13 protein-coding genes are annotated in these 15,438 nt (G+C 42.2%); 3 read left to right on the top strand and 10 right to left on the bottom strand.

Annotated elements, in window-relative coordinates; translation table 11 throughout:
• Window positions 1-66: 66 nt before the first annotated feature.
• Window positions 67-2,553, bottom strand: coding sequence for an SLBB domain-containing protein (locus L5M37_RS17730; protein ID WP_263197793.1), 2,487 nt, complete (start codon window positions 2,551-2,553; stop codon window positions 67-69).
• Between the two features lie 1,077 nt (window positions 2,554-3,630).
• Window positions 3,631-4,137 (bottom strand): transcription/translation regulatory transformer protein RfaH, encoded by a 507-nt coding sequence (gene rfaH, locus L5M37_RS17725; protein ID WP_105251953.1) that lies wholly within the window; start codon window positions 4,135-4,137, stop codon window positions 3,631-3,633.
• A gap of 472 nt (window positions 4,138-4,609) precedes the next feature.
• On the opposite strand from rfaH, the gene L5M37_RS17720 reads away from it, so the two are divergent.
• Window positions 4,610-6,115, top strand: coding sequence for a peptide MFS transporter (locus L5M37_RS17720; protein ID WP_028761163.1), 1,506 nt, complete (start codon window positions 4,610-4,612; stop codon window positions 6,113-6,115).
• A 118-nt stretch (window positions 6,116-6,233) separates the two neighbouring features.
• On the opposite strand, the gene L5M37_RS17715 is transcribed toward L5M37_RS17720, so the two are convergent.
• Window positions 6,234-7,337 carry a response regulator gene (locus L5M37_RS17715; RefSeq protein WP_263191051.1) on the bottom strand — a complete coding sequence of 368 codons (1,104 nt, stop codon included), beginning with the start codon at window positions 7,335-7,337 and terminating at the stop codon, window positions 6,234-6,236.
• A gap of 121 nt (window positions 7,338-7,458) precedes the next feature.
• Window positions 7,459-8,244, bottom strand: coding sequence for a VacJ family lipoprotein (locus L5M37_RS17710; RefSeq protein ID WP_263197791.1), 786 nt, complete (start codon window positions 8,242-8,244; stop codon window positions 7,459-7,461).
• Between the two features lie 219 nt (window positions 8,245-8,463).
• Between L5M37_RS17710 and L5M37_RS17705 the strand changes: the two genes are divergently transcribed.
• The gene (locus tag L5M37_RS17705; protein WP_263197789.1) at window positions 8,464-10,371 is read left to right on the top strand and encodes a hypothetical protein; all 1,908 of its coding nucleotides are present in this window, start codon (window positions 8,464-8,466) and stop codon (window positions 10,369-10,371) included.
• Between the two features lie 61 nt (window positions 10,372-10,432).
• Window positions 10,433-10,741 (top strand): EscU/YscU/HrcU family type III secretion system export apparatus switch protein, encoded by a 309-nt coding sequence (locus tag L5M37_RS17700; protein WP_263197788.1) that lies wholly within the window; start codon window positions 10,433-10,435, stop codon window positions 10,739-10,741.
• A gap of 53 nt (window positions 10,742-10,794) precedes the next feature.
• Here the strand turns inward: L5M37_RS17700 and L5M37_RS17695 are convergent, their stop codons facing one another.
• From L5M37_RS17695 to L5M37_RS17670, 6 genes are all read right to left on the bottom strand, one after another.
• Complete coding sequence (locus L5M37_RS17695; RefSeq protein WP_173243810.1) at window positions 10,795-11,193, bottom strand: DUF2802 domain-containing protein; 399 nt, start codon at window positions 11,191-11,193, stop codon at window positions 10,795-10,797.
• Between the two features lie 230 nt (window positions 11,194-11,423).
• Entirely contained in the window at window positions 11,424-11,918 is a 495-nt protein-coding gene (locus L5M37_RS17690) for a chemotaxis protein CheW (protein WP_006082380.1), read from the bottom strand.
• A 7-nt stretch (window positions 11,919-11,925) separates the two neighbouring features.
• Window positions 11,926-12,921 (bottom strand): chemotaxis protein CheW, encoded by a 996-nt coding sequence (locus tag L5M37_RS17685; protein ID WP_263201412.1) that lies wholly within the window; start codon window positions 12,919-12,921, stop codon window positions 11,926-11,928.
• Entirely contained in the window at window positions 12,905-13,696 is a 792-nt protein-coding gene (locus tag L5M37_RS17680) for a ParA family protein (protein WP_028761170.1), read from the bottom strand. The genes L5M37_RS17685 and L5M37_RS17680 overlap by 17 nt, the downstream gene beginning before the upstream one ends.
• Before the next feature lie 74 nt (window positions 13,697-13,770).
• A complete protein-coding gene (locus L5M37_RS17675; RefSeq protein WP_263201433.1) occupies window positions 13,771-14,289 on the bottom strand; it encodes a membrane anchored protein in chemotaxis locus in 519 nt (172 codons plus the stop codon).
• Window positions 14,290-14,302: 13 nt separating this feature from the next.
• On the bottom strand, window positions 14,303-15,430 hold the full coding sequence (locus tag L5M37_RS17670) for a chemotaxis response regulator protein-glutamate methylesterase (RefSeq protein WP_263197785.1): 1,128 nt from the start codon (window positions 15,428-15,430) through the stop codon (window positions 14,303-14,305).
• Between the last annotated feature and the right edge of the window lie 8 nt (window positions 15,431-15,438).

The following is a 15,438-nucleotide window of genomic DNA, read 5'->3' as shown; positions in this document are numbered from 1 at the left end:
AGGTGCTAGGGCCAAGTGCGAGCTTGTGTCCTAGCAGTTGCGGAGCAACGCCCTCGAACTTTGCTTCTACAGTCCTGAGATTACAGACACTGCAACAGCAGTATTGTAGATAATGCCAGTGACTTGACTCCAAAGCGTTAAGTTGTCTTTATATTCAGTATCTAATGGTACAACTATGGTATCGCCTGGTTCCATGGCACTACCACCACTAAACCACATCGAAGATTCGGGCATTTGAACTGAGCCATCAGCCCTTAAAATATATGAGCGTGATTCATCGGCACGTTTACGTGCGCCACCAGATAATGCTAAATATTGGTCGAATGTTAAACCTTGTTTATATCTATGTGTGCTTGGGTGCTGTACTTGGCCCATGACTGACACGGTTTGATTAGTCGCAGGAATATACAACGCATCCTCATCTTCAAGCATTAGGTTAGCACTATCTATACCCAGTTGGATTGCATTGATATCAACAACTAATCGACCGACAGTTTTAACATTTTCAAGCTGATTTAACATCAGCTGCGCATCGTTATAGCCAATAGTTGGTGTATCTTTTGTCAACGCTTTAGCAGCAATTTCACGGCGTAATTCATCAGCAAGTTTTGATAACTCAAGCTGCTCTTTATCTTTTACTGACTTTCGTAAAAATACAGCACTGCGAGGAGCTGCATCGCTCGTCAAACCACCTGCGCGAGATATTACATCTTTCAAGCTTTCGCTACGCTGAATACTGTAAGTACCGGGAAACTTAACTTCACCCTTGATAGTCACCCAGCGAGTCTCCTGCCAATCAGGAAGCGTGCGAACGGTTAAGATGTCACGGCTTTGAAGTATAACGTTTGCAGTTGGTACATTTTGCATGACCTGATCTAAGCTCAGCTGCATATGTTCGACCGATACACCGTTTTGCTCAGAAACATTTTGACGAGTCAATTCAGCCGAAAGTGTATAGGCACCTTCTTCTAAACCACCAGCCGCAATGAGTAATTCTTTAACATCGCCATTAATAGTAATGGGGTATTGCCCAGGGAAACGCACATTTCCATTGATGCTGACTAACTTAGCAGCATCGCCGAAACGACTCTGCTCTCTCAGTTTTTTAACTATAGGTTTTAATAACTCTTCACGGTCTGCGTAATCAAAAACAATGATTGAATCACGCGGATTTAGCTTAGGATTATAATGTGATTTAGGTTCTGCAATCGCTCGTCCAAGCGCAATACGCTCCACTTGAATATCACCGCGTTGATTTATTTCACGGACAAGTAAGGAATAATCCAAATCAGCGGATATGGTTAAATCCCCCCAAACTGAAGGGAGTAAATCGGCAACAGTTAAACCTTTAGTCCATTGATATTTACCAGGACGAACAACAGCGCCTGCCAGAGTAATCGCATTATCAATACGGCTAGAGGCAGATCTTACATTTAAGAGGTCGCCATTTTTGACTAAAGTGTTTAGTCCTAAATTTTCTGTTAAATCAACACCCACTACAGTTTTAACTGATTCATTACTATAACGTTCAACTGTACTTGCTTTTGGATATGCGCCCGGATTTAGACCACTGGCCATGCGAATAACATCAGCCATGGTTTCATTATTTTTAAGCTCATATATAGCAGGACGACGAACTTCACCAATCACGCTAACTGAACCACCTGATGATGGAATAAAAACCACATCACCTGATTGTAAGCGAATATCACCTGATGCATCACCACGCAGAAGTAAATCATAGAGATCTAGGCGACCTACTGTTTTACCTGCTCGTTTAATTTGTATGTCACGCAAGCTACCAATTTGATTCACACCACCGGAAATAAATAATGCTTGAGTGATCGTCGATAAACTAGAAACAGTGTAGGAGCCTGGTTGAAAAGCATCACCAGCAACAAAGATACGAATTGACCGTAATTCGCCCATTGTGATATTTGACTCAATGCCAATCATACTTTGGCTAATTTTTTGCTGTAACAATTCGCGTACTTCTGAAAAACTCAAACCAACAAGCGATATTGGCCCTAAACCCGGAAATTGAATTGCTCCATCACGACCAACGGTTAGCGTGTACTGGTTATTCTCTTTACCAAACAACTGAACATTTAAGCTATCACCGGGACCAATCATGTACTCAGCAGGCACTGGCACATCGCTAACTGGTGCAAAAGTGCTTGGCGACCCCGCAAAGAGATCGTAACCAAAACGCTTTAATTGATTTTCTTTTTTGTCTTCAATAGCTTCAACCTTTGCCTCTGACTTCGTCGCCTGGTTTAGCTGGTCACTTTCAGATTGGTCAACTACATCATTATTGGCAGCACGTGGAGTCACCACAGTTGGATTTTCAACTACTGTTTGAGCAGCTGAACCACCAGTGATCATCGAAGGGTCAACGCCATATTGACGTGCTAGCCTTTCTTGTTCTGACTTAGGTAAAGCTTTGAACTGCTCGATCATCTGTGGAGATGGCGTAATGGCATTAGCCTGCGCGCCCATCAAAATCGCGGCACTTATGCCTAGTATGATGAATTTTTTGACTTGTCGTAGCACCAGATATCTCCGTTTATAAAAATGAGTCAAAGCTTATTATTGGATTTTTAGAGGTAAAACCTGAGTTTCACATTCAAACACTCGGCAATCAAACGCCATTTAGAGTGTACAAAAAACTAACGATTCTTTGGGGTAAATGTTGGATTATTTACATCATCAAGCAGCTACGGTTAATCGTATCATGGCTGAATAAAGGTAAAATTGGACATATTAATGGCTATTGAGGCTCCCTCCATTACTCATTTAATGAAGAAACTGTTTTTCGATAAATATCCCTATTTTTATACCTGCCAGTTCGGTATCCGTACCTCTCGTTCGAGAGATTAACCTGCGGTTTCTCACCTTTAAGACACGCTACCGATCCGCGTGGCGGCCTGAGGCCTTCGGCGTCCGCTTAACGAATGAAACTTTTCATTCGCTAAATATATCCCTATATACCTGCCAGTTCGGTATCCGTACCTCTCGTTCGAGGGATCAACCAGCGGCTTCTCACCTTTCAGACACGCTACCGCCCATAGATTGCGGCTTCTATATTGCCCTTCGCGACGCGAAAACTCATATTTTTCATGTAATAAAACCTCATCATTCTTTATAAAAAGAATTACAAGGCTCCAATCCATTTGAATTTCTAGCGAGTGATATCACCACTCTTGTGGGAAAAACACGCCAAATTATTAATTAGAACAAGACTATCACAGCCTAAACCCAATAGTCACCTAAACGTTAATGCAGGCCTTAAGCAGCTAAGTTTGCGCATCAACTAAAGATTCATTTTTAACAACATACCAATGACGTTAAGAAGAATAAACGACAATCTTAAAGTCTGGTTACATAAGTTTACTTCAAACCCGAAAGCTTGACTGGTTAATTAACAAGCAATTGCAAGTCTATGTTTCAAATTTTAGAGATAAATTAAAATCTTAATGATTTGAATTTTGTAAAAATCCATAAAAACCTTATTATTTAATAACTTAACAAAACGTTATCCATCTCTGGCAAAAAGCCTTAATAATAAGAATAGTCAATTTCCTACAAATATTTCATCTTAATTCTTACAATGAAACTTGTGTCAATTAGTTAACTACAAACTCTTTCAACCGTTTGCTCAGGTACAGTAACCGTCTTTATCTGCCCCATAATGTTAAAAAGAACATGGCAACGTTTATTTGGGCATTTTTCTTGAAAAATGCCTTCGAGATCAACAAAGGGCCCATCTGTAAAACGAATTTTTTCCCCCGTTTTTAGCTCTAATTCTTCGGCTAATACTGTTTGGGAAGGCGTTAGTTCTTTCATGCGAATGGCATGGATAATTCTGTCGTCAATGGGCGTCATTTTCTCTTGACAATTAACGATTCGATTCACACCACGAGTAGAATGGACCTGCCTGACACTTGTCTGGCTTGGGTCAAAATTGATGAATAAATAATTTGGAAATAGTGGTACACGACAAACTTGTTTGCGCCCGCGCTGAGATTTCTCTTCAGAGACCATAGGCAAATACGTCTCTAAATTTTGAAGTGCTAAGTTTTGTTGTGCTCTCGCTTCACTACGAGGTTTACAATACAAAAGGTACCATGCCTTCATAAGCTAATCTCACTACCCTATAAATAAGTGATGTCCATTCACGGGTCGCAATCATAGCAAAGATGCTCAAGTCGGTGGAAGTAATTTTTCGACTATTCCAGTCTCTCGCTCGGTATGCATACAATGACGCTCACATTAACTAATTCATAATTAAAATCACAACACTATACTGCTGATAATGTCACCACTTAGCTTACCAAAATTGACTTTGGTTGCTTTTAAGGGGTATATAAGGTGGGATTTTAGCGAAAAGACTCATTTTACTGCTAAACACATTACTTTTATTATAAGAACGTAACAATAACCCATACGTAACTAGCGGTTATTCAACAATTAATGAATGCTATAGCGGGAATTAATGGTTGATTAAACCTGCAGGCGATATTGGGACGAGCAACAACCATTTTTCTGTGGTGACATCATCCTGTTTCAGGGGCCCACAGGCAATCACGAGCTTAAGGTGGAAGACTTCATGAGCGTAGCAAAACCACAAGGAACGATGCTTGGGCATCCCAAGGGATTGTTCCTGCTGTTTACAACAGAACTTTGGGAACGATTTAGTTATTATGCAATGCGTGCCATTTTGGTACTGTATTTAGTTGATCAGGTGGGTAAACAAGGCGGTGGCGGCTTAGGATTTAGCCAAGCTGACGCTTTATCCTTGTATGGTACTTTTACTGCGTTAGTGTATTTAACGCCGCTGATTGGTGGTTGGTTAGCTGATAATTTTCTGGGACAGCGCAAAGCCATTTATTTTGGTGGCGCGTTAATGGCGGCAGGCCAATTTATGCTAGCTGCGCCACATGCTTGGTTTCCTGGTATTGAAACGACCATTTTTTATATCGGTTTAGGTACCCTCATTCTGGGTAATGGTTTGTTTAAGCCGAACATTTCCACTATGGTGGGCGATCTCTACGAGGAAGGTGATCACCGTCGCGATGGTGCATTTACTATTTTCTATATGGGAATCAATTTAGGTGCGGCATTATCCGGCTTTATTGTTGCTTGGGCTTATACTAGCTTTGGCCACACTGAAATGGTTAATGGCCAAGAGGTTTTTGTTAATAACTGGCAGGCAGGTTTCTTCTGTGCTGGTATTGGTATGCTGCTATCGCTGGTGATTCAATTTTTATTTGCTCAAAAACTGTTAGGTAACATTGGTACCGTGCCAGCGGCCAAGCTGGAACGTGAACGCCAGGCTAAGCTAGGCAATACCCGTAAAGAACCACTTACTAAAATTGAGCGTGATCGTCTCAAGGTGATTATGGTGCTGGGTTTGTTCACGATTATTTTCTGGGCGGGCTTTGAACAAGCGGGCGGGTTAATGAACTTATTTACCAATGAGTTTACTGACCGTTACATAGGTACTTGGGAAGTGCCCACGACTTATTTCCAATCGCTAAACGCTATTTTTATCGTGTTATTTGCCCCTGTAATTGCTTCTATCTGGATCCGTTTAGGTAAAAATGAACCTAACTCGCCAGTGAAATTTGCCTTAGGTTTGTTCTTATTGGCGATTGGCTTCTTGTTCATGATTGGCGCTGTGGTTGAGATGGGTAGCGATCCTACAGCTAAATCAAGCATGTGGTGGTTAGTGGGTGCTTATTTCTTCCATACTATGGGTGAATTATGTTTGTCACCTATTGGCTTGTCTATGGTGACTAAGCTTGCTCCACTGCGTATTGCCTCTTTGATGATGGGCGCTTGGTTCCTGTTTATTGCGATGGCGAACAAGGTTGCAGGGGTCGTAGGCTCTTTGATTGGTCACGGTGGTGGCAAAGAGGAACAACTTGCTAATGCTATGTCAATTTTTGCTGGTATCGCGATTACAGCGGCTCTGTCTGGCGTGATCCTGTATTTTATGGCTGACAAATTAGTCGATTGGATGCATGGCGCAGAAACCAAGCATCACACTGAAGCCGAAGCCTTAGAAAGTGAAATTGCAGTGACGGCTGAACATGAAGCGATAAAACGTTAATAATCCTGTTCGACTGTTTTTGATTGTTAAAACAAAACGCCTTACTCGCAAGAGTAAGGCGTTTTTGTTAAGTCATCTATTCAGTTACATACTCAATTTCGCCAAAGCGTCAAAAAAACTAAAGGCTTAACTGTAGAAAACCACCAGCAGGTAGCGTTGCATCATAGACTAAGCCCTTAAACTTGTTATCAAGTAAAGCTTGTTTATGCTCAGGCTCACTTGTCGCAATACACAACTGTTCTTGCGGTAAAATACTGCGGAACTGAATGCTCGGTTTACCCCAGTCTAACACGCCAAGCTGAAGACTCTCAGGCAGTGCTAACGGGCTTAATCCCTCATCATTACGCAGATAACAACGCAGCCCCTTACCCGCCTGTGCAATAGCTGCACGGTACTTAGTTAGCTCAATGGCAACATAAATCATATCGGCTTTAATATCGAGACCAGATTTCACTAAACGCTCGTTCAAATAGCTCATCATATTGAATGGTTCAATAATGCTTTGACTCTGGCCATTCCTAAAATCTTTAAGCTTCTGATTAACAAAACTTCTAAGCAAAACGCAGGCAAACGCGGCTCGATTATCCTCTGGATACAAATGGGCCATGTACATAATCAGGTGATCACTACCAACCATAGTTGAATCAATGAAATAACTGCTTATATCGCTATTTTTATAAAGGCTATAGTCAACCTTGGCTGCCGGATAACTAATATTTGAAGCGGGAAAGAGTTGTTGCTGAACTTGTTTTGCCGCAGCAACACTTTGCTCAAGCAATGCTAGATTATCACTTAATTCTTGGTGGGATAGCGCGTCAAAATCTGCGGCTTGAGTATCATCAATGTAGAAACTATGAAGGCTTTGTTTAATCGCTTGTTCAATAATAAATAAATCAGATACTGGCTTAACGAGATAATCACTTGCGCCAATGCGTAAGGCTTCTACAACGTCAGCCATGACATTATTACCCGAGATCACGATAGAAGGCACTAAAGGCGCTAACCTTGTCATTTCCTTAAGCATATCGAGCCCACCGAGCTTAGGCATACTCAAGTCTGCAAGAACAATATCGAAGCGCTGCGATTTAAAAACTGACAATCCTTGTTCACCATCACAGGCTTGTGTGACTTGCGCACCTCTACTATCGAGAAAGCTTGCAACAATCTGCCTAAACACGGGGTCATCTTCAACTAAAAGAACCGCAACACCATTTAACGCCATAAAGGTTCCCGAATAAAGTTCATCGCATAGCCATTACTCAAGTGAATATGCCAATAACAAAATTTAACAAGGCTAGCATTTGATGACTAAAGACAAATGCTGTCAAGTACGGCCAATAGGGTTACTCAAGCTCCTGCATATACTGATCGAGAAACTCATCATCATCTTGCTTTTGAGGGACATTACCATCATAGACTTTATAGTCCATGTGCTGTAAATATGCATCTTTGACAAAGGCATAAGGATCGAGTGAATTATCAACAAGTCGCTCTTGATCGATTGCTGATGCTCTAGAATGAAGGTTTTTAAGTCCCCATTTAACAATGGATTGCCACATTGTTAACTCAGACAATGGAAAGTATAGACCATCAACCCAATCAGACGCGAGTTCTCGCACAACATAAGGACCCGCAAATGGCGCCATGAAGTAAGGTCCATTAGGCACCCCATAATAACCCAGCACTTCATTAAACTCATCTTGCTTGCGGCTCATACCCATCATGTCAGCGACATCAATGACACCTAATAAGCCGACAGTAGAATTGATTGTAAAGCGTCCACCAGCATTAGCCGCCCAGCCCCACTTGCCCTGCAGCACATTGTTTACTAAGCTGCTAGGTTCCTCTAAATTCTGCACAAAGTTATTGATACCTGTTTTAGCAGGCGTAGGAATATAATCGTTATAACCATGGGCTACAGGACGATATAAATATCTATCTAGGTAGAGATAGTTGAAGTCCCACATAGCTCGGTTAAAGCCTTCGAACGGATCGCGGGGATCATCATAGGTAATTTGTACCTTAGCAGGTGTTTCCTGCTGAATGGTATCTGGTAGGGATACTTCAGCCGATTGCACTTTAGGCAACAGCATTAACCCCAAAGATAATCCCATCCATTTTAACTTCATATCGCTCTCTTAATATAAATGTACAGTTTAGACATCAAATTTTCGCTAAAGTGACAATACAAAAATGACGATATAAAGATAATTCGTCTTAGTGGCATACTATCCAGTATGACAGTTCCTTTGTCACAAGGCGCATAAGCATACTTGGCAAAAAAAATTGGTCAATTGTTAATTTTACTAAACGAATGTATCGCAGGATAAACTATATAAGGTCATTAAATGGAGTCGATTCCACTTGTCAGCAGTCAAAATTCGCAGTTACACACTGCGATGGCCCACACTGATGCCCTCAATGCTACTCCACGCCCCATTCCGGCTCAGGTGCAAACATCACCTGAGGGAGATAGTATTATTCTAAACGGTACAGAATATAATTTAAAGCTAGTTAATGCTCAACAGCGGCAAATATTGTTGACTGCTAATAGCTTTTTAGTCACGCCCAATGCGCAGAACAGCTCAACTCCAACTACGATAGTGCAAAACTCCACTAGCCAACTACTTGCCTTAGCTACACCCCTCGTACTGAAAATCCCTGAGGCAGTGATCAATCTGGCACAACAAAATGGCATCTCTCAGACGCAGCTTTCAACGCTCGCGGCTCGCACACAGGGCTATCCATTACCCAACGTCACTATAGTTAACAAGGAGCTTCAATTTGCTAATGGTACCGTTGTAGCACAAGATCCTGGACCCCAGCTGAATCAAGGTGAATTCATCGCGAAAATAGCCTTTCAACAAGGGCGCCCTATTTTATTACTCACCCCAATACAGAGCAAACTCGAAATCATAATTGGGACGCCAGTAAATGAAACTCAGGTTCCCACAAATAAACCATCTTCTGATCTTGTGATCGCGAAAATTGAACCAGCCCAGATCATTGCGTCCTTTCTAAAAAAACTCGAAAATATCAACTTTCTACCTGAGCCCACAAAACAAATTGTCACGGCCAAAGTCGATATAATGCAGCTTCAAAGTAAAGTAGATGTTCCATCAGCGCCTACTGCGACTGGCTCACAGAATATCTCTAACGCGCAAGTCATAACGCCAACAACTAAAGACTTAGGTCAGATCAGCACCCAAAACTCAGCCCTTGAAAATCGGCTTGTAGGTCAATCACCAGCATCACAAATGGGTGAAAACGTAAATAGCAAAAACGGGTTACCTCAAAGCTCAAAAACGTCACAAGAAATCCTAAGTGTGAGTCCTACAGACATAAACAAACTTAAGAATATTTTAGGATCCAGTAACCAAAAGAGTGAACAACAAGGCAATGATGCTAAGACTGACACTTCGATAAAAGTGGCCGATGTCTTACAAAAAGCGTTCAATAAAGCGGGGGCACTTCCTATTGAGTTATCCCGTTCTAATAGCAGCTCGAATTTAGCATCTGAGTTATTGAAACACCTACCGCATTTAGGGCTACCACCACTGAGCCAATTAAATGATATCGATGAACTCAAAGCCAATATTCTCGGTCTAGCGAGTCTAAATCTTGCTACGCCTCAATCAAATCAAGCCTCTATGCTCATGAATGGGAGTGCAATTACCTCACTTTTTCAGCTGCTACTTGGCTTTAAAGCCAATAACAATTCGAATTCCATGAGCAAAAAGCTTGCCGACTACCTTGAACAGTTACAAGCTAAAGTGGGCTTCTCCACTAAACTTCTTGGGCAACTGAGCAAAGCAGGAGGCCTTGATAGCATGGGACTATTAGCCTCTAACCTGCATTTATACCAACAGGCAAGTAATGAGAGCGCTGGCAATTTGGTGTGGTTCTTCGCCCTGCCCTATGGCATTAACCAACGACAGGAGCAACTAGAAGGGAAATTTGAGCAAGAAGCCGATCCTGATGACCCAGATAAAAAAACAGGATGGCGTTTACAACTGAAGTTTAATCTAGCACAAGGACCTCTGCTGATTTCAGCCCAAAACCACAATCAACAATTAGATATCCAGTTTAAAGGCAATAGTCAGATACTACTTAATAAGGTTAATAACTTTTTAACGCCCTTAAGCCAAAAACTATCACAACTGGGTTTTACGCCTGGTGAATTATCAACTCAAATAGCGCAAGTACCAGCAACCTTATTACCTGGTGATCATTTCCTCGTAAAGACAAAAGCTTAATGAGTGACAATGTTCCAACACTAATATTGAGTTCATTATACAAAACATTGGGAATAACGATATGAGCGAAGAGAGTGAACCTAAACAAGCTGTCGCACTGAGCTACGATGGCCGTAACGCTCCTAAAATAGTTGCGACTGGTGAAGGGCTTATCGCAGAAGAAATTATTGCCTTAGCTAAGGCTAACGGCGTTTATATCCATCAAGATCCCCATCTGAGCCATTTTTTGAAATTGCTAGAGTTAGGAGAGGAAATTCCCAAGGAGCTTTACCTGCTTATCGCCGAACTGATTGCATTTGTGTATATGCTCGACGGTAAATTTCCTGAGCAATGGAATAATATGCATAAAAAAATTGTCGAGAAGGCATAAAATAAAAAAGCTAATTCAGAAAAATTAGCTTTTAGTGTTCAATTGGCTACCGATTACTTACGATGCAGACGGATCAACAGCTCGGCTTCAGCTTTAGGTAATTCGCATTCCTTAATCAACTCGTCAACGCCAGCACCAAGCGCGACCATCTTCATGGCTCGAGTATAAAGTTTTGCCTGTGGATCCTGTTGAGTCGTCTCTTCAATCCGTTCAGACTGTTGCAATATGCGTTTCTCTAATTCAATAACACGACGGCCTACACCGATTGTGCCACTGCGTAATTCTTGCAATTCGCGTTTAAAAGACTCTCGCTGCCGATCGCCCTCTTTAACTAACACAGTCAATGCATCAACTTTGCTTCTTAATTTACTCAATTGCTTTTGTAAAAAGAGTACTAACCCTAAGCATGCGATGACATAAACTAACGCTGCGATCAAAAATTCATCGCCCATCAAAAATCCTTATACTCACTCAAAGCCATAGATTAGGAGCTGGCTTACAAGTGAGTTATCTATTACAAAGTGCTCACTTAACGTCACCAATATAATTGGCCATTGTTCAAGCTATAATAAAAAGACTTCGTCTATCCATAAATCGTAAATACTCAACATCATCGATTTATTCGCAAATAAACAAAATGGCTGAATGAATTCTAATCATTCAGCCTTATCACACTCATTGATTAGATCTGAGTCAACTCAGCCCATTCTTCATCGGACAATAATTTGTCGAGATCAACTAGGATAAGTAATTCATTGTCGCGATTGCTCACGCCTTGAATAAACTTAGCACTCTCTTCCGTTCCAACATTAGGCGCATTGTCAATTTCAGAGCGGCGCAAATAAACTACTTCTGCAACACTATCAACTAAAATACCAATGACCTGCTTTTCAGCTTCGATGATAACGATTCGGGTTGAATCATCAACTTCAGCAGACTGTAATCCAAAACGTGAGCGGGTATCAATTACAGTGACAACATTACCACGCAAGTTAATGATGCCTAGAACATAATAGGGGGCACCAGGTACGGGGGCAATTTCAGTATAACGCAGCACTTCCTGCACTTGCATTACGTTTATACCGTAAGTTTCATGGTCCAACTTAAAGGTAACCCATTGTAATACTGCATCATCTTTACTTGCAGCGACTGCTGCTACATTTCTTGTATCTTTCATGTTTACCTCAACCAATTGAGTCCTGACAACCTAAACCCGCATTAAGCATTTCAACTAAGGCTTGTACGTGCAAAATGCCACACATCTGTTCTTTCACTACACCCGCTAACCAAGGGCGTTTACCCGCTTGACTACGCCAGTTGACTTGCGATTTATTAATTTTTACCGCATTGACCAAGGACTCACAAGTCAATCCCCAGTTACTGCCTTCTAATAATACAAGATATTGATAATTTACCGATTGCGCCAGTTTATCTGTGTATTTTTCTGGCATAACCCACGCACAAGTGTCGACAATGTTCAATTGTTCCTCCCTATGCGTCTGTACACCAAGAAACCATGCGGGTCGACCAAAGATGTGGTTTATCCGCTCAACTTTTACTATTCCGCCTAAACTCACCAAAGGCACGGCCAATGTCAGCCCTGCTACTTTAAAGAATAGTACCTGAAACTCATCATCGAGCACTTCTTGCAAATCTTTTGTCACACTAGGAGGCGTAATGCCGACTTGTGTTTCTGGCACAACCACTGGCTCAACGATTTCATCAGCAACGGTTTCATTAACAACAGGCTGAGCTTTTGGTACTTCCACCACAACAGGTTGAACATCAATAGGTGGCGCTATCTCTACTGAAGGTGGTATCGATTCTAACCTTGCAGTCTTTAGTACTGGCGCTAATAATTTCTCTAACGCTTGCTTATTCACTTGAGCTACAACCTGGCTTACCGGAGCAACAAACTCATGCTGTCTTGGCGCCACTTTTGGCTGCAACTGCGCAATAGGCGTTATGGCCTTCTCTACATTCTGCGGTGCGGCAGTGCGACCATTTTCAGCCAAAATTGCCGCATCGAGCAATGCAGCCTCCGTTTGATTAACTGCAACATTTTGATTTGAGTCTGCTTTTACAATGCTTTGAGGGGAAACAATCTGGTTTGGACTGTCGTCTTCCTGCAGCAATAATGCGAAAAAATCAAAAACAGTTTCATCAACCGATTTTGACATGGCCAAACTCCCCAACTAATAAGAAATCTAATAATCTTTCATAGGCTTTAACGCCGCGGCAACCACTCGCATAATGCGATGCTGGTAGATGTGCCAAACTGGCATCTCTAAACTTAGTGTCTACTGGAATAACGTCTTTCCACAAAGTATCACTGTATTCGGCACCAAGAACTTGCAAAGCCGCAGGTGATGCTTTGGTGCGTTTATCATACATGGTAGGCACAACAGTGTAACTGTAGCGTGTCTTCTTAGATCGGCCCATTAACTCCATCGTTTTAATCATCCGCTCTAGCCCTTTAATGGCAAGAAACTCCGTCTGCACAGGAATAATGATATGCTGACTTGCCGCAAGCGCATTGACCATTAATACCCCTAGTACAGGTGGGCAATCAACGATAGCAACATCATAATCATCAGCAACCAGTGCTAATAAATTACGTAGTACTAATCCCATTCCCTCTTGATGACCTAAGGCTCTGTCTAAGGTAGCCAATGCCATAGTTGCAGGTAATAAATCCAAACCATCGACTAAGGTCGGCACTACATGGGATAAAACGAGTTCCTTAGAAAGGTTTTTATGGGCAAGAAAAACATCAAACAACGAGCCTGGAACCTCTTCAGAATCAATACCTAAGTAATAACCTAACGAAGCATGTGGATCGGTATCTATCATAAGAACACGCTTGCCACGCTTAGCTAATGTTCCCGCTAAACTCGCTACCGTCGTGGTTTTACCTACGCCACCTTTTTGATTCGCTATGGTCCAGACTTTCAAGAAGTGACCCCTACCTATACTGGTTAATATGCTAATGAACTAGAAAATCGTGAGTTCACAAATTCTAAAAATTACTACTCTTTTCTGGTCGTGACTCGAATGCCGCCATTGGGCAAACTAATCACTTTGACACCATCGGCATTCTCAGATATCACCACGGGCAGCATCTCTGCATTTTGGGGGGCAATTGTCTGAGAAACAGCTTTAACCTCTTTTTCTGGCGCTTGAAGCTGTTTAGGAATAGAGGATTCCAGATTAGTTTTTTCCTTCGCCGTATCTATTTCAGTATCTAGTTTGCCCAGCAAAGGCGGAATGCTATTTTGTACCGGCTCAGGACCAATCGCTACAGCCTTCTGCTCACCAGGAGCCGCTAATTGCAACATTGCTTTAGTCTGATCGGGATGAGACGCTAACCAAGTTGCAATGGCCTCAGCCTGTTCGTCAGGTACCATTAACAGCACCTGAGTCGATTCCAAACGTTTTACATCCGCCTGCAGCAAACTATTCTTACGCTTGTAATCAAGGCTTAAGGCACCAAGAACCAAAATGGCTATGCCCATCAACAAGATGATGAGCACACTATTTGTGCTCATCGGATATTGATTTTTAGACACGAACAGACTCTTTTAAAATACATTCGGCCATGTTGTCTAAGGCTATCGACTGGGTGGCAATCCCAGCACTCGCAACGGCTTGTGGCATACCATAAACCACACAACTGGCTTCATCTTGCGCCCAAATGGTAGCGCCTACAGCTTTCAACATACGTGCGCCTTCTCTGCCATCCGCCCCCATGCCAGTTAATACAACAGCAAGCACATCACCACTAAAGGCTTTAGAAGCAGAAGCAAAGGTGATATCCACACAGGGCTTATAATTCATATCAGCACTGCCTGCGATAACTTTTAATCGGCCACTTGCTCCAGTACGTTCAACCATCATTTGCATACCACCCGGCGCTAAATATGCACAACCAGGTTTAAGAAGATCGCCATTAGCGGCCTCTTTTACATCAATCTTACATAAACCATTTAAACGACTCGCAAATGCAGGGGTAAAGGCAGCAGGCATATGCTGGATTAATAAAATAGGATGCGGATAGTTTGCCGGAAACTGCGTGAGTATTTTTTGCAACGCAACCGGACCACCAGTAGATGTACCGATCAGCAATAATTTATACTGTTTACCACTTGCACGAATCGTCGTTGCCGTTGAGGTTCTAACAGGAGCTGCGACAGGCGTATGAGCCGATATACTCGTTGTACCTAAAACGCTACCTGTTGGACGCACGCTAGGTGTTGGCGCGACCACAGGACGTGCAATCGGACGAAACATTCTGCGTCGTCCCAATGCCTTAACTCTTTGTTGCAACAATAAAATGGCATCATCTTTGTTGGTCGCAATATCTTCAAAACGTTTAGGCAGAAAATCTAATGCACCAGCATCTAAAGCGTCTAACGTTGCTTTAGCGCCATCATGGGTTAAAGAAGAAAACATCAAGATCGGAGTCGGACACTTAGCCATGATTTCACGAACAGCAGTAATACCATCCATGACAGGCATCTCAATATCCATAGTAATAACTTGGGGATTAAGCTCAGCAGCCAACTTCACCGCTTCGGCCCCATTTGAGGCCGTCGCGATAACTTCCAGTTCAGGATCTTGATTGACTATTTCACTAACACGTCGTCTGAAAAAACTTGAGTCATCAACGACTAATACTTTAATGGCCATTCCATTCC

It is taken from the genome of Shewanella sp. SM69, from assembly GCF_025653985.1.
In the GTDB taxonomy this organism is placed as follows: domain Bacteria; phylum Pseudomonadota; class Gammaproteobacteria; order Enterobacterales; family Shewanellaceae; genus Shewanella; species Shewanella oncorhynchi.
This window is presented reverse-complemented; position numbering and strand designations above follow the sequence as displayed.